Annotated in this window: 24 protein-coding genes and 1 riboswitch; of the genes, 15 read left to right on the top strand and 9 right to left on the bottom strand. The window is 45.9% G+C overall.

The genetic code is table 11. The annotated features are described in order from the left end of the window. Nucleotides 1–7 precede the first annotated feature (7 nt). The 3 genes from GCU48_RS09000 to GCU48_RS26840 are packed head-to-tail and all read left to right on the top strand — an operon-like array spanning nt 8 to nt 3,605. Nucleotides 8–2,017 carry a polysaccharide deacetylase family protein gene (locus GCU48_RS09000; protein WP_152379772.1) on the top strand — a complete coding sequence of 670 codons (2,010 nt, stop codon included), beginning with the start codon at nt 8–10 and terminating at the stop codon, nt 2,015–2,017. 20 nt (nt 2,018–2,037) lie between these two features. Further along, a complete protein-coding gene (locus GCU48_RS08995; RefSeq protein ID WP_152379771.1) occupies nt 2,038–3,432 on the top strand; it encodes a hypothetical protein in 1,395 nt (464 codons plus the stop codon). Nucleotides 3,433–3,458: 26 nt separating this feature from the next. Then, nucleotides 3,459–3,605, top strand: a complete 147-nt coding sequence (locus tag GCU48_RS26840; protein ID WP_167518668.1) for a hypothetical protein — start codon at nt 3,459–3,461, stop codon at nt 3,603–3,605. A gap of 57 nt (nt 3,606–3,662) precedes the next feature. Here the strand turns inward: GCU48_RS26840 and GCU48_RS08990 are convergent, their stop codons facing one another. Beyond that, nucleotides 3,663–4,016, bottom strand: coding sequence for a hypothetical protein (locus GCU48_RS08990; RefSeq protein WP_152379770.1), 354 nt, complete (start codon nt 4,014–4,016; stop codon nt 3,663–3,665). 307 nt (nt 4,017–4,323) lie between these two features. Continuing rightward, the gene (locus GCU48_RS08985; RefSeq protein WP_152379769.1) at nt 4,324–4,671 is read right to left on the bottom strand and encodes a hypothetical protein; all 348 of its coding nucleotides are present in this window, start codon (nt 4,669–4,671) and stop codon (nt 4,324–4,326) included. Nucleotides 4,672–4,750: 79 nt separating this feature from the next. Between GCU48_RS08985 and GCU48_RS28625 the strand changes: the two genes are divergently transcribed. From GCU48_RS28625 to GCU48_RS08940, 10 genes are all read left to right on the top strand, one after another. Next, the gene (locus tag GCU48_RS28625) at nt 4,751–4,879 is read left to right on the top strand and encodes a hypothetical protein (RefSeq protein WP_269320829.1); all 129 of its coding nucleotides are present in this window, start codon (nt 4,751–4,753) and stop codon (nt 4,877–4,879) included. A 322-nt stretch (nt 4,880–5,201) separates the two neighbouring features. Then, nucleotides 5,202–5,546, top strand: coding sequence for a hypothetical protein (locus GCU48_RS08980; protein ID WP_025716662.1), 345 nt, complete (start codon nt 5,202–5,204; stop codon nt 5,544–5,546). A 173-nt stretch (nt 5,547–5,719) separates the two neighbouring features. After that, entirely contained in the window at nt 5,720–6,793 is a 1,074-nt protein-coding gene (locus tag GCU48_RS08975; protein ID WP_152379768.1) for an ABC transporter substrate-binding protein, read from the top strand. Continuing rightward, nucleotides 6,793–7,722, top strand: a complete 930-nt coding sequence (locus tag GCU48_RS08970; RefSeq protein ID WP_152379767.1) for a nucleoside hydrolase — start codon at nt 6,793–6,795, stop codon at nt 7,720–7,722. The genes GCU48_RS08975 and GCU48_RS08970 overlap by 1 nt, the downstream gene beginning before the upstream one ends. A gap of 27 nt (nt 7,723–7,749) precedes the next feature. After that, complete coding sequence (locus GCU48_RS08965) at nt 7,750–8,571, top strand: ABC transporter permease (protein ID WP_152379766.1); 822 nt, start codon at nt 7,750–7,752, stop codon at nt 8,569–8,571. 6 nt (nt 8,572–8,577) lie between these two features. Further along, nucleotides 8,578–9,366: an ABC transporter permease gene (locus GCU48_RS08960; RefSeq protein ID WP_152379765.1), complete on the top strand. Its 789-nt coding sequence runs from the start codon at nt 8,578–8,580 to the stop codon at nt 9,364–9,366. Between the two features lie 16 nt (nt 9,367–9,382). Then, the gene (locus GCU48_RS08955) at nt 9,383–10,441 is read left to right on the top strand and encodes an ABC transporter ATP-binding protein (protein ID WP_152379764.1); all 1,059 of its coding nucleotides are present in this window, start codon (nt 9,383–9,385) and stop codon (nt 10,439–10,441) included. Nucleotides 10,442–10,469: 28 nt separating this feature from the next. Continuing rightward, entirely contained in the window at nt 10,470–12,197 is a 1,728-nt protein-coding gene (locus GCU48_RS08950) for an adenine deaminase C-terminal domain-containing protein (RefSeq protein WP_152379763.1), read from the top strand. Nucleotides 12,198–12,620: 423 nt separating this feature from the next. Further along, nucleotides 12,621–13,100, top strand: a complete 480-nt coding sequence (locus GCU48_RS08945) for a Dps family protein (protein ID WP_152379762.1) — start codon at nt 12,621–12,623, stop codon at nt 13,098–13,100. A 151-nt stretch (nt 13,101–13,251) separates the two neighbouring features. Further along, nucleotides 13,252–14,409 carry a nitric oxide synthase oxygenase gene (locus tag GCU48_RS08940; protein ID WP_025716654.1) on the top strand — a complete coding sequence of 386 codons (1,158 nt, stop codon included), beginning with the start codon at nt 13,252–13,254 and terminating at the stop codon, nt 14,407–14,409. Between the two features lie 14 nt (nt 14,410–14,423). Here GCU48_RS08940 and GCU48_RS26835 read toward each other — a convergent pair whose 3' ends face one another. Further along, nucleotides 14,424–14,585, bottom strand: a complete 162-nt coding sequence (locus GCU48_RS26835; RefSeq protein WP_167518667.1) for a hypothetical protein — start codon at nt 14,583–14,585, stop codon at nt 14,424–14,426. A 121-nt stretch (nt 14,586–14,706) separates the two neighbouring features. Here GCU48_RS26835 and GCU48_RS08935 point away from each other — a divergent pair, with 121 nt between their 5' ends. After that, nucleotides 14,707–15,180: a hypothetical protein gene (locus tag GCU48_RS08935; protein ID WP_152379761.1), complete on the top strand. Its 474-nt coding sequence runs from the start codon at nt 14,707–14,709 to the stop codon at nt 15,178–15,180. Between the two features lie 73 nt (nt 15,181–15,253). Here the strand turns inward: GCU48_RS08935 and GCU48_RS08930 are convergent, their stop codons facing one another. The 3 genes from GCU48_RS08930 to GCU48_RS08915 all read right to left on the bottom strand — a co-directional run bounded on the left by GCU48_RS08930 (nt 15,254) and on the right by GCU48_RS08915 (nt 17,191). Then, nucleotides 15,254–15,691 carry an AbrB/MazE/SpoVT family DNA-binding domain-containing protein gene (locus GCU48_RS08930; RefSeq protein WP_025716652.1) on the bottom strand — a complete coding sequence of 146 codons (438 nt, stop codon included), beginning with the start codon at nt 15,689–15,691 and terminating at the stop codon, nt 15,254–15,256. Nucleotides 15,692–15,870: 179 nt separating this feature from the next. Continuing rightward, nucleotides 15,871–16,590, bottom strand: coding sequence for a 3-ketoacyl-ACP reductase (locus GCU48_RS08925; protein ID WP_152379760.1), 720 nt, complete (start codon nt 16,588–16,590; stop codon nt 15,871–15,873). Between the two features lie 271 nt (nt 16,591–16,861). Beyond that, complete coding sequence (locus tag GCU48_RS08915; RefSeq protein ID WP_025716650.1) at nt 16,862–17,191, bottom strand: PadR family transcriptional regulator; 330 nt, start codon at nt 17,189–17,191, stop codon at nt 16,862–16,864. A 379-nt stretch (nt 17,192–17,570) separates the two neighbouring features. Here GCU48_RS08915 and GCU48_RS08910 point away from each other — a divergent pair, with 379 nt between their 5' ends. Further along, nucleotides 17,571–18,104, top strand: coding sequence for a DUF6985 domain-containing protein (locus GCU48_RS08910; protein ID WP_152379759.1), 534 nt, complete (start codon nt 17,571–17,573; stop codon nt 18,102–18,104). 79 nt (nt 18,105–18,183) lie between these two features. Here GCU48_RS08910 and metE read toward each other — a convergent pair whose 3' ends face one another. The 3 genes from metE to GCU48_RS08895 all read right to left on the bottom strand — a co-directional run bounded on the left by metE (nt 18,184) and on the right by GCU48_RS08895 (nt 23,454). Then, entirely contained in the window at nt 18,184–20,502 is a 2,319-nt protein-coding gene (metE, locus tag GCU48_RS08905) for a 5-methyltetrahydropteroyltriglutamate--homocysteine S-methyltransferase (RefSeq protein ID WP_152379758.1), read from the bottom strand. Nucleotides 20,503–20,661: 159 nt separating this feature from the next. Then, nucleotides 20,662–20,861: riboswitch (cobalamin riboswitch) on the bottom strand. Between the two features lie 149 nt (nt 20,862–21,010). Beyond that, nucleotides 21,011–21,508, bottom strand: coding sequence for an anaerobic ribonucleoside-triphosphate reductase activating protein (gene nrdG, locus GCU48_RS08900; RefSeq protein WP_025716647.1), 498 nt, complete (start codon nt 21,506–21,508; stop codon nt 21,011–21,013). Further along, nucleotides 21,505–23,454 (bottom strand): anaerobic ribonucleoside triphosphate reductase, encoded by a 1,950-nt coding sequence (locus GCU48_RS08895; RefSeq protein ID WP_152379757.1) that lies wholly within the window; start codon nt 23,452–23,454, stop codon nt 21,505–21,507. Before GCU48_RS08895 ends, nrdG begins: the two co-directional genes overlap by 4 nt. Between the last annotated feature and the right edge of the window lie 223 nt (nt 23,455–23,677).

The raw sequence follows: 23,677 nt of genomic DNA, 5'->3' as shown, positions 1-23,677 counted from the left end.
ATTCAGCATGAATTACTTAAAGGGCGGTCGTATTTGCTGCATGTTGTTATTACTAATTTCCTGTGTAGTACTGAACGGATGTACAAAGGGGAATGATTCTTCAAAAGCAGAAACAAATCATGCGCTTCCTCTCCAAAATGAAGCCAAAATGATTTCCTATTCGAAAAGGCTGAATGCGTTGGTTGGGACACTTCGTATAATCAACAATGAGAATATAGATTCTGAAGTCAGACAAAAAAAGATTGATGAGTTCACACAGGGTCTTCATTTGTTGTTAAACGAACCAGAAAGTGTAGAGATGAAGGATGGAGAATTAGTAGAAAAGTTTGATAACAATCTCACTATCTTAACCAAATCGTTTCAGTTAAAAAGTGGACAGCTAAACGTTAGGGTTATAAATTATAGAGCACCCACTACGGTGACAGGTACGATCGGAGATAAATACACATTTATTCAGTGGTGGAGTACGAAGCAGCTTGTGCATGCCCAGATGATTGAGGATGGCGGGCCAGAATTAGCTACAGATTTTATCGTCCGGAATTCAGACCATGGAACACGGTTGCTGTTAGGGGGATATGTTTCAATATATCATCCAAACCCGGTATTTGTTACTTTATGGGGATTATCAGGTCAAAAGTGGACGGAGAAGAAAATAGCAATAGATAAGATGAAGCTCCCGGATTCGTGGGAATTGAACAAGGATGTGGATGAGTTTATTTTAGAAAATCGACAACATGATAGCATGAGTATCGAAGATCACCGCGATGGATTTTTAATAAGCAAGGATAATTCCGACAAGGGTATTACCATTGAGTTCTCCAAGAGCGGAGAGGTCCGTATTAATTCTGAGCAGAGCATTAACTCAGATACTGATACTGGGCAGCAAAGCTATGAACTCATTCAAGAGAAATATTCGGAAAACGGAATCGTTATTAAATATCCTCAAATTACGAAGCTTGAGGATGCTGAAAAACAAAAGTCTTTAAACCAAATTCTTAAGAGTGAGGCTTTAAAAGGATTACATGACTATGCGGATTCCAATTCTGGAGTTCACGTGGAAATTGATTATAGAATTAAACGACAAAGTGAACGGTTGTTGAGTGTACAATATACGGGTATTCGTTATGTGAAGAAGGCAGCCTATCCTAATCATATGTTTTATACGACCAACCTGAATATGGAACAGGCTTCAAGATTAAGATTGAGTGATCTGATAAAGATTGAAAGACCATTTATAGAGCTTTTAAAAAGCGGGAAGATCACGGCTGTACAGCCGGAGCAAAAAGGATTAATCGGTGATTTTACACAAGATGATCTAATTCAATCGCTAACAAACGCAGATGTACTCGAAGGTTCAGGAGAGGAATTAGGATCAAATACGTTTAGTTATCTCACAAATGATTCACTGGGAATTAGCATACCTGTGGCTCATGCAGCAGGGGACCACGCAGAGTATGAAATTCGTCTTCAACAAATTCCAGATGACATGAAGCGAAATAAGGAACTATGGAGTGAACTAAGTCCTGTTGTTGAGCAGTCTGCTTCCGTTGTTAACGGGGGGAAATTGGATACCGAGAAGTTTAGCATTGATGAGGACCAGTCGTTTGAAACTAGTTTTGAAGGATGGGGACATGTCAAGTTTGTTTCGACTGTTGGAATGACCGAGGAGACGCCAGGGAATTATTTCTTTTTATTAGATGGGCAAAATTACATTTTATATTCGTTTCCTAAATTTTATGGCAATAATTGGTCGGGGGTGGATGGATTAGCGGCTGTAGCTTTTAAGGATGTGAATAAAGATGGGTTAAAAGACGTTATTATTATCGCTTACGTTGATGCAGGAGCAGGGCCAAGTATAATTGACCCTTTCCCCATAGCAGACATTTATTTCCAGAATAAAAATAAAACCTTTACCACACTCCCTGCACTGGATCAGGCCATCAATGATAAAGGACATAATCAAACCATTAAAGATGTCATTCAATATGTAAGCAAACAACGGATAAACGTAAACTAACCGACCAAAGGAGCAGAAACATGGGATATCCAATCATCAAGCATAACGGAGCTGTTCTATCTCTTCAAAATCCGAAGGTTAAAGTTGTACAGAAAATGAATGAGCATGTGAAAGTCTTTTTGACAGGTGTGTTAAACGGTACTCAAATGGAAGAGTACACAGCTCATATGGATGCAGGAGCCAAGCTGGTTATTTCTTATGTGAACGATGAGCATAAACAGATTGTGTTGTTCAGGGGATTAACCACGCAGATCCGAATCAAGCTGGTGTCCAATGTAGCTCATTTGGTCGCTGAAGCCGTATCCTATACAAGCCAGCTGGATGAAGTGCTTCACAGGCAGTCTTTTCAAAATGTAAAGATGAAGCTGCAGACATTGCTGGAGCATGTGCTCAAGTCCTATCCTAAAGCTAATTGTACGAGCCAATTAAAGGATCAGCTTTTACAGGAATTTACGATGCAATTCGATGAGACGGACTGGTCGTTTCTGAAACGTATAGCGTCTCGGCTGGGCTGGGGATTGATACCTGATCCGGTAGGAGAAAAACCTCAGTTTTATTTTGGGTTACCGGATGGTGTCAATCAAGGGGAGCTCAAACAGTATAACTACTCCATGACCAGAAAAACCAAGCCAGGGGCCAGCAAGGACGACAACCTTTTGTATTATAAAGTGCAGACGACAGGGGCCAAAAATGTCCTGCTGGACATTGGGGTTGAGGTCAAATTCAAAGGGAAAAACTTGTACGTCTTGCAGTCTGTTGCGTTTGTACGGCACAGTGCCTTGTGGCATGAATATGTGCTGACGACAGCGGATGGAATGAAGCAGGATTTGATTGTAAATGAGAACATTCGCGGTATCTCATTGAAGTCCAAGGTCATTGGAATTGAGCAGGATCATGTGAAGGTATTCTTTTATGAAATGGATAAGGTAAAGCCGAACGTCAAGGAAACCTGTGCTTTTCCAACAGCTACATTTTATACATCGGAAGGGAATACGGGATGGTACTGCATGCCAGAGCTGTTTGACTTTGTAGACATCTATTTTCCGACCCCTAAAGAAAAAGACGCCATTGTAACCCACTCGATCCGCAAGAGATCCAAAGAGGGCGACTTTATTAAGGACCCGTCAACAAAGATCTTTATGACCAAGTACCGCAAAGCGATTATATTTGAGAAAAATGAAATTTTAATCACCGGGAACGACGATGAAGTGGTGATTCGACTGCTGGATGACCATGGAATCGAATTGCGGAGCAAGAAAGATATCCGTGTAAAAGCCGATGGCAATCTGGTGTTCAATGCGGGTAACACAATACAAGTCACAGCGAAGGATGCCATCGGTTTAAAATGTAAAACGAGTTTGGTAGAAATGGATGGTAACATCAAAATGACTGGAGAAAAAATAAAGACGCAATAATTAAATTATCGTGAGAGGTAATAATCATGGCTAAAGTAACTACTGGAGCAATCGTGAATGAGAAACCGCCAACCCAGGAAGATATAATTCAAGAATGGAAACGTAAAATAAGCAAGGGCGAATATCCTTTTATTCATGTAAATCAGCATCGTACCAAAAGTGAAGAACGGTAGATGTGTCCTTGTGACGACTGGGAAAGGCTCCTAAGGAGCCTTTTCTGCATTCATGGTTCAATATTCTGAGTACTTTTTAGGATTCCGGCTGTCAATGAACCATTCTGGTCCGCTAACATTAAGAACTTCTTTCTTTTTATAATCGTAGGCAATAGATATGATTTGATCTTCATGCCCTTTTATATAGCCACGAAGATAAACAGTAGAGTTAACATAACTGCCAATAAATTCGTTATTTTTGTATATAAATTCTGCATTGTAGTATTTTCTAATATAGTCTTGCCCGATAGGTATGCCAGCTTGTATGATTTCTTCTTTTTCTACCTTCGATGTGTACTGCATGTAATAAAAAACACCTACAACAATGGAGAGCGAGACAAGAATAGTAATCCAAATTTTTTTCTTTTTCAATACATTTTCTCCTTCTGGTAAAGTGAACACACGAAAATCTGTCTTTAAAACTGTACAACAATTAAAGATTATGTTCATACATGCAAAATTCTACTAACATACAGTTACAAAGACCTATTTAACAGAAACCATGTACTAAGACCAGATATACGATATTCAATGACTTTATACTTATTTTTCCTCTCGGCTATATCCCTTGTAAATAGGATGAACTATAATAATAGTACTTCTTAATATGGGAAAAATTAGACTTTAATATCGGCAATAACCTATTTTAAAAATGAATTTTTTTTATAAAAAACCCTTCTCAGGAAGAAGGGATCTTGTATTTGGGAACCTCACTGTCAATAAACCAATCCGGCCCGGAGACATCGATGACTTCTTTCGTTTTATAGTTATAGTAAATCGTAATTTTGCTGTCTTCGTGACCTTTAATGTATCCATACAGATATATCCTTGAGTGGACGGCCGGATCATCTACAGCATAATCCTTTAATTTGAAATCGGCGTCATAGTGTTCCTTGATAAATTTCACGCCGATAGGAGTAGCTTCGCCTACTAATTCTTTTTTTTCGTTGTTAGACAAGTTGGAACAACCTCCTAAGTACATAACCATTAAAATAAGTGCCAGAATTAGTGGGATTTTTCTGTTCAAGTTATAATTCTCCTTTTCTGGTAATCATCTTGTTCATAACTCTATAATATATTTACATAATAGACAAGGTGGGAATGATGTGACCTTCATTAGCGATAAAACATATTGGACCATTGCGGATAGAATATATGACCGGGAACTGACTGCTAAAGACTCAAAAAGCAGGGTTGTCCCCGACTGGAAGATTGTTCTGGCGGAGTACGGTTAAATGTACTTAGAAAAATCATGTATATAGTAGAAGAAAAAATTATTCTTCCGGAATGGCGACAATAACGCCTTCGGAGTCCGCCTTAATTTTCCTTGCAGGGAAATATAGTCGGTTTTCTGTATTTCCATATATTCATAGGCCAGAGGGCGCTGCAAAAAAACGCGATGATGTCCCAAACCTCTACAAAGTTCGACATATTGTTCGCTTTTTCGCATCATATATTATTGGATCGGGGATTCTGATTGCTATTTATCGTATATTTATGTATAATCTATCGTGTTGATAGATTGATTGTACGTAATATGCTGATGAGGGTGGTTTCATGACGCTGCTCGACAGTAACGAAAGCAAGAAGCGGATGTGCCAGATTTACAACGAGATTTCAAAGGAACTGTTCGGCTTCGGGACCACGCTGCTGCGGGCCACCGTTGAGAACAACATCGTTACCTTTGTAGCGAAGCACCGGCGTTCTCCACGCTCGGCGGCATTGGAAGTGGAAGCCCCCGGCTTGAAGCTGGAAGTGGATTTCCGAATGTCCATGCTGTATAAAAAAAGACTTCGCGAAAAGCTGATTAAGGATATGGGGCTCGAAATTGAAGCCTTGCTGCGCGATTATGATTCAGCAACGCAGTGGGCAATTACGAACATCATATTGAAAGCATCCTAATACAATTGGATATTCGGCTTTTCGCTTCGGATCTATCTGAGGGGAGAACCTGTATAACGCGCAGCGGGATCAACTTATTCTTTGTTCACGAAGAAAAGTATTCTTGTTTTACAAGAGTACTTTTCTTTTTTGTGTCATTAGGTGTGCCAAATTAAAAACAGGGGGAGATTCTAATGAAAAAATGGTTTAAGGGATTCGTGGCTGTGACCTTGGCATCTGTGGTACTGGCTGGTTGCGGCAGCAATGCTACTGGCGGTCAGACAGATGGGAAAAATAGCTCAGCTGACGGGAAAAAGAAGCTGGTCATTTCCACATGGGGCTTTTCCGAGGACTTTTTCAATAAAGAAGTGTACGAGCCCTTTGAGAAGGAACATAACGTAGATATTGTTGTCGAAATTGGCAATAACGCAGAGCGGTTGAACAAAATTAGTCAAGGAAGTACCGATGTCGATCTGATCTATCTGTCTGATTATTATGCTCAACAGGGGATTCAGCAAGGGTTGTTTGAAAAGCTGGATCGCAGCAAGGTGCCGAACCTGAATCAAATCTATGATGTTGCAAAGGCACCGCTGGGCGAGGATTATGGTCCTGCTTATACGGTGGGCCGTCTTGGGATTGCTTATAACCCGGAGCTGGTGAAAAAGAGTGTGACCTCTTGGGCTGACCTGTGGGGCAGTGAGTTCAAAGGAAACGTGACTCTGCCGAACATCACAGCTACAGCTGGACCGATGATGGTAGATGCAGCCTCCAAGGTAGCAGGTAATAAGGAGTTTAATGAAGACCAGGCTTTCGGGAAACTGAAGGAGCTGAGTCCGAATATCGTTAAGTTCTATAGTAAAACATCCGAGTTCGTCAACATGTTTAGCCAGCAGGAAATCGCAGGCGGGCCGATTATGGAAATGTACTTTAAAGATTTGCAGGCGGCTGTCCCAGGAGCAAAATTTGTATCTCCAAGTGAAGGCGCTTATGCCATAATGAACACGATTAATGTAGTCAAAGGCTCCGATCAAAAGGAGCTGGCTGAGGAATTTATCAACTGGCAGCTGAGTAAGGAAGTTCAAGAGAAGTCTGCCAAGGCGAAGGTTGATTCTCCGGTGAACACACAGGTGGTACTGTCCGGTGCGGATACAGAAGGAATTACGTACGGTACAGATGCAGTGAACAAGCTGACCAAGCTGGATATGAAATTCGTTAACGACCATATTAAGGTATGGACTGATCGCTGGAACCGGGAAGTTACACAATAATGAAAAAAGTCATATTGGATGTAGACACTGGTATTGATGATGCGTTGGGTATTTTGCTGGCCGCCAAAAGCGGTCAGCTGGATATCCAAGCGATTACTACGGTATGTGGCAATGTTTCGCTTAAACAAGCAACCTTGAATACATGCAAGATCCTCGACCTTCTGGATAGAACGGATATTCCGGTTTATCGGGGGGCCGAGGCGCCATTAATACGCAAAGGACTGCATGAGCACCGTGTGCATGGAGAAGACGGGATCGGAGGCGCATTGAGTAAAGTGATCCCGGCCATATCTGAGTCCGAAGGTTTTGCACCGGATATTATCATTGATACAGTGATGACTCATCCGGGAGAAGTCACGCTCATTTGCACCGGTCCGCTCACCAATCTGGCGCTGGCACTTCTGAAGTGTCCCGAGCTGACGGACCGCGTTGATCAAGTCGTTTTTATGGGCGGTGTTATTCATGGCTGCGGTAATATTACCCCTGTTGCCGAATATAACATGTATGCTGACCCGGAAGCGGCGCGGATCGTATTTCATGCCGGATTTAAGCGGCTGGTACAGGTGGGGCTGGATGTAACACGGAAAGCACTGCTGACAGCCGATCATATTGCCCGCTTGACCCATCCGGCCATTCGTACCTATGTGGCTGAAAGTACAGCCGTCTATACCAAACGATATGAGGAACGCAACGGGGTTAAAGCATGTGCGCTTCATGATCCGCTTGCCGTGGGCGTTGTGCTGAATTCGAGGCTGGTAGAAACCTCGCTGCTGTATGTTGATGTGGAAACCTCTAGCCGCTTATGTGACGGACAAACGGTGGGCGATGTGCAGAACCGCCTCAATCATAGTCCCAACATGGACGTATGCGAGCAGGTGGACAGCGAAGCTTTTCTGGAATTGTTTATCCAGGTGCTGAACAAGGAATAACATTTTGATAACCGCAAGGAGCTACCCATGAAGAAAACATGCTTGTATTGGCTGCTGCTGCCAGGCCTGCTCTTTCTGGCGGTGTTCATGGTCATTCCAATTGTGCTGACGATCGGCTCGACCTTCGTACAGAACAGCTCATTCACCCTAGAAGGCTATCTCCATTTCTTCAAGGACCCTTATTTTCTGAAAATATTGCTGACTACACTGGAAGTTAGTGTCGTTACGACACTCGTGTGCATATTGTTGGGCTTCCCAACAGCTTATTATATTTCGCAAAAGGCCCCGCGTCGTAAAGGAATTTTGCTGGCGCTGGCTATCTTCCCCTTGTTGACGAGTCCAGTGGTGCGGTCATTTAGCTGGATGGTCATTTTGGGTCGCAAAGGCCTGTTAAATAACGTGCTCATCGGTTTGGGAATCGTGGACGAGCCATTGAATATTTTGTACACCCCGGCGGCGATGATTATTGGTCTTGTTCATTTGTTTTTACCGCTGATGATTATTTCACTGATCGGTGTACTTGAAAATATCGACGGTGATCTCGTTCATGCTGCTCAGAGCCTGGGAGCCTCAAGATTCAGCGCATTTCGTAAAATTGTATTCCCGCTGTCTGTGCCGGGTTTGATCATCGGAAGCATTCTTGTTTTCGTGGGCAGTCTGACTGCCTATACGACACCAGCATTGCTTGGTGGAAAGCAGCGGGTTATCGCTACATTTTTGTATCAGAACGCGATGACACTGAACGACTGGTTTTTAGCCTCCGTTATTGCAACCATTATGATTGTCATTACATTTATCGTGGTCGGTCTCTTAAATAAGGCGGCCCATAAACTCAATCCGAAGGGGTAGGTGGATATGCGGGAGAAACATTATGGACTAGGCTTCTTCAGCCTGCTGGTCTTCATCTTTCTGCTCGGTCCGCTGTTGATCATATCGGTCACTTCTTTCGAGCCGGGCACGGTATTAAAATTTCCGCCGCAGGGCTTTTCCTTGCGCTGGTATGAGAACATTTTTGAGGTGGACTTGTTTATGTCCACATTCAAAACGTCGATTGTCGTCTCTTTGTTGGGTAACATCATGGCACTACTGATCGGTATGCCTGCTGCTTATGCGCTTAGTCGTTTTTCATTTCGCGGGAAGGACGTGCTGAATGCTCTATTCCTCTCCCCGTTGCTTATACCGGGTATTGTTCTTGGCTTTACACTGCTGCGTTATCTGATTATTGTGTATCATTTGCCGGTATACGCTGGACTTTTAATCGGACATACGGTGATTATGCTGCCGTTCATTATACGGGTCATTGCATCCAGCTTGTCTAACTTTGATTTTGCGATTGAGGAAGCAGCACTTAGCCTGGGAGCTGGACGGCTGGAAACCTTTTTCAAGGTGGTTCTGCCCAACATCCGTTCAGGTATTATTGCGGCTATCCTGATTGCCTTTCTGGAATCATTCAACAATGTCGACATTTCCGTCTTCATGACAGGACCGGGCTTTAGCACCTTGCCTATTCAAATGCTGACCTACGTCGAGAATTATTTTGACCCGACGATTGCAGCAATTTCGGTTATGCTGATGATTTTGACCGGTATCCTTATGTTCTTGATCGAACGACTGATGGGATTGTCTTACTTCACTAAAAGGTAATGGAGGCTTCAACCTTATGGCACTTCTTACTCTGGATCGCGTATCGGTCGCTTACGACAACCAACTGATCTTGCAGGATTTCGATTTGCAGCTCGAACGGGGGCAACTGCTTTCGTTACTCGGACCGAGTGGTTGTGGCAAAACGACCACGCTGCGTCTCATTGCAGGATTTCTCGAAGCCAAACAAGGAACTTTTTTGTTTGGTGATAAGGATTATACCCGGCTTCCGGTCAACAAACGGAATTTCGGTTTTGTATTCCAAAGCTATGCACTCTTCCCGCATCTATCTGTTTTTGATAATGTTGCCTTTGGTCTGCGTTTACGCAAGGTTAAGGAAGATGATGTTAAACGCCGTGTGATGAATATGCTGGATACGGTTAGTCTGCGGGGCTTTGAAAAGCGTTTCCCCGGTGAATTATCAGGAGGGCAACGTCAACGTGTCGCGATTGCCCGCGCACTCGTGATTGAACCTGATCTGCTGCTGTTTGACGAACCGCTGAGTAACCTGGACGCTAATCTGCGTATGAATATGCGTGTGGAAATCCGACGTATTCAACAGGAATTAGGGATCACTACCATGTATGTATCGCACGATCAGGAGGAATGTTTTTCGATTTCTGATCAGGTTGCGATTATGAATAAGGGGAATATTGAGCAATTGGATGCGCCATCGACCATTTTTAAATACCCAACGACTGAATTCGTTGCCCGTTTTATCGGGTTTAATAATTTCCTGACTTTTGACGAACGTACTGAAGAAAAGGAACATATTCAACTCCGTACAGGCGATCTGGCATTCAGCGTAGCCCGTAATCAAGGGACAGTTCAGCCGGGTGCTCGTCAAGGCGCTATTCGCCCGGATGATTTGGTCATTCGTACGGAAGGCAACGAGACAGGGGGAAATGAGCTTCCCGGTATCATTAAGGTGAGTACGTATCTGGGGCGTAGCTATCAATATGTAGTAGAAACGGCGAAGGGAAGCTTTACCGCCAATCAGGAAATGGATACGCCTTACCTCAGTGGTCAACGGGTTACTCTGCATTTTCCGGCAGATAAAATGGTGCTGGTCCAATAATCAGCGGGTTCGACGAAGGAGATACATCATGCGTGCAGACAAAATGATTTTACAAGTTAAGGTGTATAACAGTTACTACAAGACGTTCGAGGAAGGCAATGTAGCTATACTTGACGGCAAGTTTATGTATATCGGTCAGCGTGGTCTGGAATCATTCGAGGCTGCTGAAATTGTGGAAGGGCACGGGAAATATATGATTCCCGGTCTGATTGACATCCATTTGCACATCGAAAGTACCATGGTGACACCATCCACTTTTTCCTATGGGCTCATTCGCAACGGTGTGACGACGATTGTACCGGAGCCACATGAAATGGCGAATGTTTTTGGGCTGGAAGGAATTCAGGAAATGATGGAAGCCAGCAAGGATTGCGTGGCAGATATGTTCTACGGTATTCCAAGCTCTGTCCCGGCAACGCCTCTCGAAACCTCAGGGGGCGAAATAGATATTCCTGAGATTGATACTCTGCTGCAAACCGGCGAGATGATTTGCCTGGGTGAAATTATGAACTATGTGGATGTGATTCGTGACCCGGAAAGCAAGACGAATCGCATCCTGCGACATGTTCGTGAGCATTACCCGGAGCTCATTATTGAAGGTCATACTCCACAGCTGCTGGACTTGGACCTGCATCAGTTAATCTATGCGGGAATTGGTTCAGACCATACGCATCAAAGCATTGAAGGTATGAAGGAACGGATGGCCGCCGGGATGTTTATTGAGATTCAGGAAAAATCCATGACCCCTGAGGTGATGGACTACCTGATTCAGGAAAATGTGGCACAGCATTTTTGCTTCGTAACGGATGATGTGATGCCAGACTCCTTCGTAGAGCGAGGACATCTGAACCATATTGTAAGTAAAGCGATCCACATGGGGATGAAGCCCGAGGACGCCATTTATGCGGCTACCTATACTCCAGCGGCACGAATGCGTATGCATGATCGCGGAACGATTGCACCGGGAAAAATAGCTGATTTTGTATTGCTGTCCGATCTTGGCCAGTTTGATGTGGATCAAGTCTATAAGGACGGGAACAAGGTATTTGATAAATTCGAGGAATACCATCAGGAATTGATGCAACGCAGCTTTCCTGCTCACTTTTATCAAAGTGTTAAGCTGGAGCCGCTCACGGAGCAGGATTTTACGGTAGAGATGGATGTAGCAGATGGTACACATCAATGCCGTGTCATGATGGTCAAGGATGGATCGACCTTTACAAGCGAACGGATTGCATCTGCACAAGTGGAACAGGGTGAGTTGATATGGGAACATGGCGAGCATGGACTCATCGCTACGTTTGAGCGGTATGGCAAGAACGGCAATCGTGCCTACGGTTTGATCGGGGGAGATACGATCAAACGGGGGGCGGTGGCAACCACCTATTCGCACGATAACCATAACCTGCTGGTCGTAGGGCATAACAAGCAGGATATGGTATTGGCCGCGAATACGGTTCTTTCCAGCCAAGGCGGTTTTTGTGTAGTTGAAAATGGCAAGGTACTGTCCCATTTGCCGTTAACCGTAGGCGGGATTTTAACAGAAGGACCGCTGGAAATGGTTGCGGCCCATGTGAAGGAGCTGCGTTCAGCCTTGTTGTCACTGGGCTATCGCCATTACAATCCAATCATGTCGCTGAGCACTCATTCCTTGCCGGTCAGCCCGGCCTTGAAAATTACCGATCACGGCCTGATTGATGTAAATGCGGGCAAGGTTGTTTCCTTGATCGTTGAACCTTCCGAAGTGCCAGAATAATAGTAGAGCCGATCCCTTTGAGTGTTGGCTCTTTTTTTGTCGTAATTGAGGCAAAAAGCTAGGCTATGAATTCAAAAGCCGGAGCCAGGGAAACTGTTTAGCAGGGCGATTACGCCAATTTGTCCTGCATGGTAAGTAGGAACCTGCTCTTATTGATGTAACCTATGTACAACAGGTTATACAGCTTGCGGGATAATGGCTGAACTGGCAACTTCACATAATCTTCATGATTAAAACTGAATAAAGACTTGAAAAACATCGTCATAGTGTTATAATTAAAACAGGATTTAGATTAAGTCTAAATTAATTACTAAATAATTATTGGATTCACGCATTGGATTTAGAAGAAAATCAGACACTACTGATAACGAGCATCCAGCTTTACACCAACCATATTATGAATGACGGAGAGGGGATTTTAACATGAGTACATTAAACCATACGAATGGGCAACCTACACAAGAGGTTATTCAAGAATTGCATAAGGCTTTGAATCGTCAGGTAGCTACCTGGTCTGTGTTGTATACGAAGCTGCATTATTTCCACTGGTACGTAAAAGGTCCTAAGTTCTTCACGCTGCATGCCAAATTTGAGGAGCTTTATAATGAAGCGACAGCTAATCTGGATACGATTGCTGAGCGTCTGCTGGCCATTGGTGGCCGTCCGGCTGCTACCTTGAAGGAGCATTTGCAACTGTCGGCCATTCAGGAATCAGCAGGTGAGCAAACAGCCGAGGATATGGTGAAGTCCGTTGTAGCTGATTTCAAAACCATTACTGTTGAACTGGCTAACGGCATGGAAGCAGCGGATGCAGCACATGATAAAGCAACAGAGGATCTTCTTAATGGTTTGAGAGAAGCGATGGATAAACATATCTGGATGCTCAGTGCTTATTTGGGATAAGGATTTGGGATAGATTTCCATGGATATGGAGATCAGGTGAACAAGACATACATCCCGTTGGTTCCAGTCTGCCACTGGAGTATAATGACGAGAAGGCGTGGTAGACCACGAGGCTCATAAGTAATAGAGCTACCGGGATGGGGTGTGTGTTATGGAAGTGAAACAACAGCTTTTGCATGAAGCAGAGCAGTTTATATATACATGTTATGAGGAGCTGGGCCGAAGCCGCGATGAAGCGACAGCCCGGCTTCTTCATATTCGTCGCGACATAGAGGCTACTGGAATGTATGATCATACGTACGAAGAGCTGGAGCACGGGGCACTCATGGCTTGGCGCAATAGCAATCGTTGTATCGGTCGCTTATTTTGGGACAAGCTTTTAGTGAGGGATGCTCGTTACGCGTCGGATGCAGATGAAGTCGTAAACGAGCTACTGGAGCATATACGCATAGGGACCAATGACGGTAAAATTAAGCCGACGCTGACTGTATTCCGCGCCTCCAAGCCAGGATTGCCGAATATTCGCATCTGGAATCATCAGCTTATTCGTTATGCAGGCTATGAAACAGATGAAGGGGTGATCGGGGACCCGATCTCGGTGGATTTCACCAAGGCTTGTAGAGATATGGGATGGCAGGGAGCCATGACACCTTTTGATATTTTGCCGCTGATTGTCGAAGCGGGTGGACAGCCTCCCAGGCTATTTGAGATTCCCAAGCATTTGGTGCTGGAGGTACCCATCGAGCATCCGGAGCTTGCAAGCTTGGCTTCATTGGGATTGCGTTGGTATGCGGTACCAATGATTGCGGACATGACGCTGGAGATTGGCGGTATCGTCTATACGGCGGCTCCCTTTAACGGCTGGTATATGGGAACCGAAATCGGTGCACGCAATTTTGCGGATACCTTCCGTTATAACATGCTTCCACAGGTGGCTGAGCTGATGGGGCTGGATACTACCAGCGAAACAACGCTATGGCGTGATCGGGCGCTGGTGGAATTGAATATTGCTGTGCTCCATTCTTTTAAAAAAGCAGGAGTCAGCATTGTCGACCATCATACCGCAGCGGCCCAATTCCGGCTGTTTGAGGAAAGGGAGGCCAAGGCTGGGCGCGCGCTGACAGGCAATTGGACATGGCTGATCCCGCCGTTATCCCCAGCAACAACGCATATTTTTCACAGTTCCTACGATAATCGGCTTGTGAAGCCGAATTTCGGGGTTCAAGAGAAGCCATATTTGCCAAGACAAGCTGATACAGATTCAGTACTACAGCAGAAGTCACAAGGCTGCCCTTTCCATTCTGGATAAAAGAATAAACTGGATTAGAGCTCAGGTTCATCCCATACAACGATAAACAGGGTAGCTAGCGGCCCAATTAACAGTGAGAGCAGGAACCAATTAAGCCTACTCCGATTTTTGGACTGTGCTAAACCAGCATTAATGAGGGCGAGTGTTCCCCAGCCTACGTAATAATCTTCTGGCATGGTATTCTCCTTTGTAAAAAGGTATAATATCGTACTGTCATTGATATAAATACATCCATTATTTCATAAGTATGTAGTGAATTCAGCTTTTATATATACTGGTTTGAGGAGCGAAGCAAAGTTGGAGAAAAATCAGGCAGAGCGCATAGTCGCTGAGCTCTTGGAACGAGCTGATATAGGTGTGACGGTCAAGCTGGAGAAGCGTTTTCCAGGCGGACGACTGATCGGCGGCAAGTATGCTCTGAATGCTCATGCCATTACGATGTATACGGACGTTATTGAAACCCAATGTTTGCAGATGTTCGGCAGCGTTGAACGAGTCGAGGAATATTTTACGGTTGTGCTTGCCCATGAGATAGGACACGCAGCTGATGCTGAGCTAGTGAGGCTCTCCGATGCGTTGGAGCAAGAGAGTGAGATAGGGACCCGGCAACAGCTTGCGCTGCAAATTGAAGAAAATGCATGGAATTATGCGCTCAGACTGGTGCCTGAAATAGAAGCAAAGTTTATATCTGCCGTTATAGACGAGTCCTTGCTGGCCTATCGGGTCCCGGTTATAGAGCAATCTGACATAGAGCAATTTGACATTGCATAGGAATGATCACCCACTAGAGCTGATAGGCTCTTTTTTTGTGTCGCAAGATCAAGCAGGGGGCGATTGGAGAGATTCAAGACAAAAGCTTTTTAAGCTGTGACACACGCCCCTGAGACAGTTCGAGCATTTCAGCTAATTCTTTTTGAGATACATTAGGATGCTCCTGCATGAGCTTTTTTAATTTGTTCAGGAGTTCATTCTGACTTCTGTAACTCCTTCTTTTCTTGGGCGGGGCAGGACGGGCTTCATTCGAATGACTGGAAGGGTTGCCGCTCTTCAGGGATTCAATACAGTCTTTACATATCAGATGGTCTCTAAAATAGCTTAAGTGATCTACGGCGCTACAAAAATAACAAGAAACCCCCGTATATTTGCGAATCATCAAGCCCTCTGGAGTAATAAAAAAATCGAGGGCATCACCAATATTAATATTCATGGAATTGCGTAGCTCCTTGGGCAGCACAATACGGCCCAAATGATCTAAAGGTCGTGTCATTCCAGTGTTTTTCATCATTTTTTCCCCTTCCATGAAATGCGCTTATGGTTGCGAAAGTTGTATGTTATGTATGCTGGAAGTACAAAGCGCTCATATTATGTTCTGCTTTAGTAAACTATGCCAAAAAAGCTCCGGCTTGCAGTTACGCTTACCGGAGCATGATACAGCCAATGAATCTAAGATGTCGTGTCAAATTATTGTGGGTTGGTTGTCCAAATACCGGCTACTTTTAATTGAACACGAGGAGGCAGCTTCAATGCGGCCAAAGTTAAATCAGCCAAATCCTGCGGCTGAAGCATGCGATCCTCGTCGCCAATAGGCAAGCCTGCGTTTGCCGCCAGTTCTGTATTGACGGTGCTTGGGGTTAGCGCGGTAACGCGAATGTTGGATTTGCGAACTTCCTGCATCAGTGCTTCCGTGAAGCCCATCAAAGCAAACTTGGATGCGCAATATGCCGAGCCTGTCGCAAAGCCCCGTTCCCCTGCTGTAGAGGAAATGTTAATGATATTTCCGCTCTGTTGTGCCAGCATGCTTGGGAGAGCCGCGTGTGTAACATAATAGGTCCCCAACAAATTGACACGAATAATACGTTCCCACTCTTCAGGGTCCATATCTACGACTGTACCGAAGGTAGCAATTCCTGCGTTGTTGATCAAAATATCGACAGCGCCCAGCTCGTACTCCAGCGATGCTACAGCGGCGGCAGCCTGTGTGCGATCCGATATATCTGCAACCGCGCTCACCACCTTCACGCCGTATGTACTTTCTAGCGAATCCTGCAATTTTTGCAGGTCAGTCAATGTGCGTGAAATTAAACCCAGATTAACGCCTTCCCTGGCCAGGGTTTCGGCAATTGCTTTGCCAATTCCTTTGCTGGCCCCTGTAATAATAGCTGTTTTATTTTTAAGTTCCATCCAGTCTCCTCCTTATAAATAACGGTGTGTACATATGAGCACATGGTTACATTATACAATTTTAAGTTCCTCGAACCAAATTTCGCCTCCACTGAGGAAGAAGGTAACGTACTCTGGGGAGCAGCAACGAAGCTAACCGATACTGAGGCCAACGAAGCCCATATCACCCACAGAGTGGCTAGAATCGGGATGGAGATTAACAAATTGAGAAACAGTAGCGGGATTGCCTGTCTCTTGGTAATTCTTGGTCTCACTTATAAGAAACTGTTCTCTATTCATCGGGAATTCCTTCCTCCAATAGGCTTGCGACATGATGGACAAAATCATTCCATTCCTGTGTAAGCATTATCGTATAATGGTTGCCTGTATCGGTCAGCCGATAATATTTGCGGGGAGGTCCCTCAGCCGATTCCTGTAAATAGGTTGTGCAGTATCCCTCTGATACCAAACGGCGAAGCAGTGGATATAAAGCTCCTTCGGCTACTTCAATATGACGGGAGACGGCCTGAGCCAAATCGTAGCCATATCGGTCCCTGCGACCAATTAGAACCAGAACGCACAGTTCTAGCACCCCTTTTTTGAATTGGATGTTCACATTCACGAGCGGTTCTCCCTTTCTGGATGTTATCAATGCTTCATAGATGTTGTTCGGAGTAATAAGGAAGAAACGTGTGTTGTGCTTAATTTATCACAGGTACTAATCATAGAACAGTAGTCAGGTATAATTTAACATCATGTACTGATTAATGCAAGGTGTTAAATTTTATGAAAAAACCTTCGGGTAAAATGACGGGCTTTGCTTCTCCGAAGGCTGCATATTTTAGCGAATATTGTAGAAGAAAGCAATTTAATTTGGGAATATCCCGAATACTGACGAATGTTGCAAATAGAACGCTGCTTTAATTTCATTTATTAAAATGATAGATTGTAAAGTATTCAGCAGAGTTAAAGACTACTTTTTATGAAAGGATGAGCAAAGGATGGATTGGAAACGGTGGTACTCGGAGTTGGAGCAGGATGATGAGGCTTGGGAAGTATCGGAGGAAGTCGTGCTGCGTGGTGTGGCACAGCTCTTTTTTTGCGGCCAGAATTCGCGAGTAGAAGTAGAGTTTATTGTGAAAGCCGATTCCGAAGAACAGGCACAGGCTATACAAGAGCCTACGGAGAAGCAGAAAAGGATATGGGAGCAATATATGTCATATGCGTCGACTATCCATTCCCAAATTCTGAAATCTATCCACCATCATTATACGTCCATAGTGGAAAAATACCGGAATGCCTACAGCTCATGGGGAGAGGACCTGGATGAGTACGCGCCTTATGTAGAGAGGGCGGAACAATTGCTGGAGCGATTACAGCCTGTGTCCATACTGATTTCCGACGCATCGGAGGAGGATGAACTATATTTGAATTTTAGTTGCTCCTGGGATAGAGAACATGGCTTAGGCGTACATATCAAGCAGATGAAAGTGGAGCATATTCAAGGCGCATATACATTATATGATCTTGAATAGCCCCCTTCCGGCTTTAAGCAGAAAGGACCGGAAAGGGGATTTGTGAAAATGATGGCGTTGATGTGACACGATAAAGAACTCAGTTGGATACAGCCAACGCATCTCGGGCGGCCTGAGCGGCCTCCACCATTTGCCGCAATGCGGCGATAGATTCCTCCTTGGTGCGGGTTTTCAGGCCGCAGTCCGGATTCACCCAGAACAAATCTGATGGCAGGACGCGCAGAGCACGCTGGATCATATTCAGCATTTCGGACACATCGGGAATACGTGGACTATGGATATCGTACACGCCGAGACCGATGCCTTTGTCGTACACCTGATCCTCAAAGCTGACAATCAGTTCTCCGTGGCTTCGCGAGGTTTCAATAGATATAACGTCGGCATCCATATCGGAGATGGACTGGATCATATGCTGAAATTCGGCATAGCACATGTGTGTATGGATTTGGGTCGCAGGTTTAACGGTGGCTGTGGTCACCCGAAAGGCTTGAACCGCCCAATCCAGATAGGCTTGCTGCTGCTCTTTTTTCAATGGCAGCCCTTCGCGAATTGCAGGCTCATCGACCTGAATCATGCCTATGCCCGCTTGCTCCAGTGCCTCTACCTCTGCCCGTAATGCGAGCGCCAACTGCAAGGCTACTTGGCTGCGCGGAATATCATTACGTTCGAAGGACCAGTTTAAAATGGTCACAGGGCCTGTAAGCATTCCTTTAACAGGTCTGGAAGTCAAAGATTGAGCGAAGGCTGTTTCTTCCACCGTCATAGGTTGAGCGAACGACACGTCTCCGTATATAATCGGCGGCTTGACGCAGCGGGAGCCGTAGGACTGCACCCACCCGTTTTGCGTAAAAGCAAAGCCCTTTAGCTTCTCGCCAAAAAACTCAACCATGTCTGTTCGTTCAAATTCCCCATGTACAAGCACGTCAATACCAATTTCCTCTTGAATGTCGATCCATTCCTTAATTTGCTGCTGGATGAATGTCCGATACTGCTCGGCAGACCATTCCCCCTTGCGATATTGCAGACGAGCTTTGCGTATCTCGGCGGTTTGCGGGAAGCTGCCAATGGTCGTTGTAGGCAGTGGAGGCAGGTTCAGCTTCTCCTGCTGAATCACACGACGCTGAGCGAAAGGCACGCTGCGTGACTGAGGCTCTCTGTCCAGCAGGGCGGCCATATCAGCAGCTGTCTGTACGCGTGCTGACGAGCTGTTGAAGCGGGCTACTGCTTCTGCGCTTTGTTCAAGCTGCGCAAGTGCGGATGGATTGCGCTTACCCAGTGCAGCCGTCAGGGCGGCGAGCTCCTTCAGCTTTTCATCGGCAAAGGCTAACGCATGCACCAGCTCTGTATCCAGCGTTTGCTCTGCTTTCAGGCTAACCGGTACATGCAGCAGGCTGCATGACGGCTGTACGATAAGCTGTGCGGCGCTTGTCTGTTCCGCCAGCTGACTGAGCAGCGCGGTCACGGCTTTTAGATCACTGCGCCATATGTTGCGTCCGTCAATGACCCCAGCGCCCAGTGTTTTTCCTGTAGGAAGGCCATGCTGCAATACATGCTGAAGATTTTCGCCATGATCATGCACAAAATCAAGACCCAGCCCCTGTACTGGAAGGGTGGACAGGCGCTTATAATGCTCCAGGCTGCCAAAGTAGGTTTGCAGCATCATATTTAAGCCAGGTACTGCTTGGTTCAAGGTTTCATAGGCTTCTTGAATAATGTCCAAATCCTCAGCCGGGAATGAGGTGGTCAGGACAGGCTCATCGACCTGGACCCACTGAACACCTTCCGCTGCCAGCTCAGACAGGACACGGGTATACAACGGCAGCAAGCTTCGTACAATGGCGGCGAGCTCTTTACGGTCATAGCCCTTGGACAGGGCAACGAATGAATAGGGACCGATGATGACCGGTTTGCCTTCAATGCCCAGCTCCTGCTTGGCTTCAAGATAAGCCTGTAAGGGTTTATTTTCAGTGAACACCGGGGCTGCATTTGCCAATTCAGGCACGATGTAATGGTAATTGGTATTTAGCCATTTGGTCATTTCACTGGCGGTAGCCCCCTTTTGCCCACGAGCTATCGCGAAATAAACGGATAAAGGAACCGGGCCTGCGGGCTGATAGTTGAAACGTTCCGGTACCAGGCCGAACATGACGGATGTATCGAGCATGTGATCGTAATAGGAGAAGTCTCCGACAGGAATGAGGCCAATTCCTTTGTCCTGCTGCTTGCGCAGATGCTCCAGGCGCAACCTTTTCATCTCGACATGCAGTTCGCTTTCGTCAATGCTGCCGTTCCAGAAGCGTTCCAACGCTTTCTTCCATTCCCGGCTTCCGCCAATACGCGGATAACCCAGATTACTGCTAATCAGGCCGGACCATTCAGGCCATTTGTTCATGGACATATGCTTTTCCTCCTAGCTGGCAGCCAGTTTATTTTTTCGTACCAAAAAAGGCATCCATCCCCAAGGCTTAAAAATGAGTAGGGGAAAGAATGCCTCCGAAATTAAAAAACCAAAATACGGTGACTGCTCTTAACACCTCCCTATCTCCCGTAGGTACTTGCGATGTTGTTGAAATAGGCAGGTCTCCTGACTCACGGATCATGACTTTCAGCGATCCTTCCCGGTCTATGTGTGGACCAGTGGATGTATGAATAGCTGAAAACTCCCCGTATACAGTGGCGGGACCGTGCCGGATTTGCACCGGCTTCCCTTTTAAGCCTGAACTGAATAGAACAGACACCTATCTCCAAGCTATGAAATTAAGGTATGACGAATATTTATGCACTCGTATACTTGTTCATCATCATAAGTGAAACGGACTGGATGCGCAATAGAAAAAAAGACAAGCCCTCCCAGAAGTGGGGGACTTGTCTGAGGGCATAACGATTTGGCAGAGAATAAGATGATCTCAAGCTAATGAAACGACATGACCAGCCTGAATGCTGGCTTTTACATCCACCAGACGCTGATTGCGACTGCCTCGAAAGCGGAGGGTCAGGTCCTTTTGTTGTTCTACAAAAGGTCCGTCCACAATCACGTCGCACAGCAGTGCCAACTCCCGTCGTGCCTGATCCGCAAGCAAATCCTCATAGACAAAACCCGTATAGGCCCACACGGTTCGGTCGGGACAGGCTGTGCGAAAGTCACGTACAAATTGCGAGCATTCCGCCGCCGAGAAGAACGGGTCTCCTCCGCACAGGGTCAGCCCATCCAACAACGGGTTATCCATGATGTCACGGATGACGTCCTGTTGTCGTTCCGGTGTGAATGGCTCACCTGCGCGGAAGCTCCACGACGCCGGGTTGAAGCAACCGGGGCAGGCATGGCGGCAGCCACTAATGAACACGACCGAGCGCAGTCCGTCCCCTTCGTTCAGAGATTCCGGAATATAGCCGCACAAATTCACTTATGCTTCACCCGATCACGAACTTCGGCCTGCTTGGCAGCATTGAAGCGAACGGTATAATCCCCTGTCAGATATCCGGTTACCCGACGTAAGCGCTGAAAGTGGGTGTGCTCCTCGTCTGTGCCGCATTGAGGGCAGCTTGTCCCAATAATTCCTTCATAGCCGCAGTCTGTGCAGCGGTCCACCGGATGGTTGATGGAGAAGTAGCCGATATTTTGACCGAGTGCATACTGTACAATTTTAAGAAACGCATCCGGGTTATTCCGTGCATTACCGTCCAGTTCAATGTACGAAATCGCACCGGCGTTGCACAGATTATGGAACGGAGCCTCCAAACTGATTTTACGGGCAGCCGGGAGCGTGTAATACACAGGGATGTGGAAAGAATTCGTGTAGTATTCCCGATCATTTACCTCAGGAATAATTCCGAAATCACGTTGGTCCAGCAGTGTGAACTTGCCGGACAGACCTTCGGCAGGTGTAGCGAACAACGTAATGTTCAGGTTGTGATATTCGCTCATCCGGTCGCAATACATGCGCATGGAAGTGATGATTCGCTGAGCCTCACGGTATACAGCGTCGTCCTCTCCGTGATGCTTGCCATACAGTGCCTTCATGCATTCGGCTAACCCGATAAACCCGAGCGACAGTGTACCGTGCTTGAGCACGCTTCCCACTTGTTCATCCGGCTCCAGCTTTTCTCCGCCTTCCCATACCCCTTCGCGCATCATAAAGTCTGACGCTTTGGCCGGCTGGCTGGTTTGAATATGATAGCGATGCATGAGTCCATCCACAGCAATGCGCATAACCTCTTCCAGTTTGGCGTCAAAGCCATCCCGGTCAGGCAGCTTGCGCTTGCCTGTGCAAATGCCATATTCAATCCCGAGCCGCACTAGATTAATCGTATTAAACGAGAGATTGCCCTTGCCGCTCTGCCGATTTCTGCCGAAACGGTCAGAAATGGTGCGGGTACGGCAGCCCATCGTTGCAATGATGGTATCCGGATCATCTGCACGGTAATAGGGCAGGTTGAAGGTAGCATCCACATTCACAAAATTGGGATACATCCGTTTGCTGGAGCATTCTACCGCCTTCAAGAACAAATCGTAGTTGATATCGCCCTCTGCCTGGTTAATCCCTTTTTTGCACTGGAAAATATGTTGTGGGAAAATAGGAGTTTCTCCGCTGCCCAGGCCGCGAATCGTGGCTTCCAGCAGTGATTGCGAGACAAGTCGTCCTTCAGCGGAGGTACACATCCCGTAATTCAGTGAAGTGAACGGAATCTGTCCCCCTGCCCGACTGCTCATGGTGTTCAGGTTATGGATGAGCGATTCAGCGGCCTGCCGGGTCTCTGTTTCCGTTTCCTCGCATGCAAATGCGTATGAACGAGGGCAGATTGCTTGCAATTGACTATTGGCCATATGTAATTCATCCTCAGACAGAGCAGGCTTAATCTCTTCCTCAAACAGCCGGAGTCCCTTGCGCAGGTGCTTGCGGAAGGACCGGGAAACGTATGGGGCAAGGTCCCAATCTATTTTATTGGCGGAGACACCTCCGAATTGGCTGTTTTGCTGAGATTGGAATATGATGGCGACCAATGCCATAGCGGACATAATCGTTTGAGGTGTGCGCACAGACCCGTTGCCTGTATTAAAGCCGTCTTGCAGCAAACGACCAAACGGAATAAAGATACAATTTGTTGTTCCAAGCGCATATTGGTCCAAATCGTGAACATATACATAACCGTGATCAATAGCGTTGGTCAGTTCAGGAGGAAGCACGCGCAGGCGCGCATACCATTTGGCATACTCGGAGCCGAGCTTGCTCATTTTTCCGCTGAATGATTCTCCGTTCAAGTTTGCGTTCTCGCGCAGCATGTCCAGATCTTGTGCCCCTATGACCCGCTTCCCGATGTCGTATAATTGCTGTTCCTCTAACACTTTCATCTTAAAACCCTCCATATAGTAAAATATATATTATTTTCACAAAAACAACATATTGATGATATTGTGTTCTAACCAATTGTTTCAGTCTATATATTGTATATACGGATGGTATGCGAGTATGTGACTATTGTCACATTCGGGTGGGGACGGAAAGTACAAAAAAGTCAGGCATAGAGTGGGGAACACATCTGGAGATATGCTCTTTACTCTATACCTGACTATG

Origin of the sequence: Paenibacillus brasilensis (assembly GCF_009363115.1) — a bacterium.
GTDB classification, from domain to species: Bacteria; Bacillota; Bacilli; order Paenibacillales; family Paenibacillaceae; genus Paenibacillus; species Paenibacillus brasilensis.
Note: the sequence above shows the minus strand (reverse complement) of the source record. Positions and strands in the feature narration are given on the sequence as shown.

Excerpts from the sequence above, each read along its gene's own strand:
- GCU48_RS09000 (WP_152379772.1), top strand. The coding sequence starts at position 8 with ATGAATTACTTAAAGGGCGGTCGTATTTGCTGCATGTTGTTATTACTA.
- GCU48_RS08995 (WP_152379771.1), top strand. The coding sequence starts at position 2,038 with ATGGGATATCCAATCATCAAGCATAACGGAGCTGTTCTATCTCTTCAA.
- GCU48_RS26840 (WP_167518668.1), top strand. The coding sequence starts at position 3,459 with ATGGCTAAAGTAACTACTGGAGCAATCGTGAATGAGAAACCGCCAACC.
- GCU48_RS08980 (WP_025716662.1), top strand. The coding sequence starts at position 5,202 with ATGACGCTGCTCGACAGTAACGAAAGCAAGAAGCGGATGTGCCAGATT.
- GCU48_RS08975 (WP_152379768.1), top strand. The coding sequence starts at position 5,720 with ATGAAAAAATGGTTTAAGGGATTCGTGGCTGTGACCTTGGCATCTGTG.
- GCU48_RS08970 (WP_152379767.1), top strand. The coding sequence starts at position 6,793 with ATGAAAAAAGTCATATTGGATGTAGACACTGGTATTGATGATGCGTTG.
- GCU48_RS08965 (WP_152379766.1), top strand. The coding sequence starts at position 7,750 with ATGAAGAAAACATGCTTGTATTGGCTGCTGCTGCCAGGCCTGCTCTTT.
- GCU48_RS08960 (WP_152379765.1), top strand. The coding sequence starts at position 8,578 with ATGCGGGAGAAACATTATGGACTAGGCTTCTTCAGCCTGCTGGTCTTC.
- GCU48_RS08955 (WP_152379764.1), top strand. The coding sequence starts at position 9,383 with ATGGCACTTCTTACTCTGGATCGCGTATCGGTCGCTTACGACAACCAA.
- GCU48_RS08950 (WP_152379763.1), top strand. The coding sequence starts at position 10,470 with ATGCGTGCAGACAAAATGATTTTACAAGTTAAGGTGTATAACAGTTAC.
- GCU48_RS08945 (WP_152379762.1), top strand. The coding sequence starts at position 12,621 with ATGAGTACATTAAACCATACGAATGGGCAACCTACACAAGAGGTTATT.
- GCU48_RS08940 (WP_025716654.1), top strand. The coding sequence starts at position 13,252 with ATGGAAGTGAAACAACAGCTTTTGCATGAAGCAGAGCAGTTTATATAT.
- GCU48_RS26835 (WP_167518667.1), bottom strand. The coding sequence starts at position 14,585 with ATGCCAGAAGATTATTACGTAGGCTGGGGAACACTCGCCCTCATTAAT.
- GCU48_RS08930 (WP_025716652.1), bottom strand. The coding sequence starts at position 15,691 with ATGAAAAACACTGGAATGACACGACCTTTAGATCATTTGGGCCGTATT.
- GCU48_RS08925 (WP_152379760.1), bottom strand. The coding sequence starts at position 16,590 with ATGGAACTTAAAAATAAAACAGCTATTATTACAGGGGCCAGCAAAGGA.
- GCU48_RS08910 (WP_152379759.1), top strand. The coding sequence starts at position 17,571 with ATGGATTGGAAACGGTGGTACTCGGAGTTGGAGCAGGATGATGAGGCT.
- metE (WP_152379758.1), bottom strand. The coding sequence starts at position 20,502 with ATGTCCATGAACAAATGGCCTGAATGGTCCGGCCTGATTAGCAGTAAT.
- GCU48_RS08895 (WP_152379757.1), bottom strand. The coding sequence starts at position 23,454 with ATGAAAGTGTTAGAGGAACAGCAATTATACGACATCGGGAAGCGGGTC.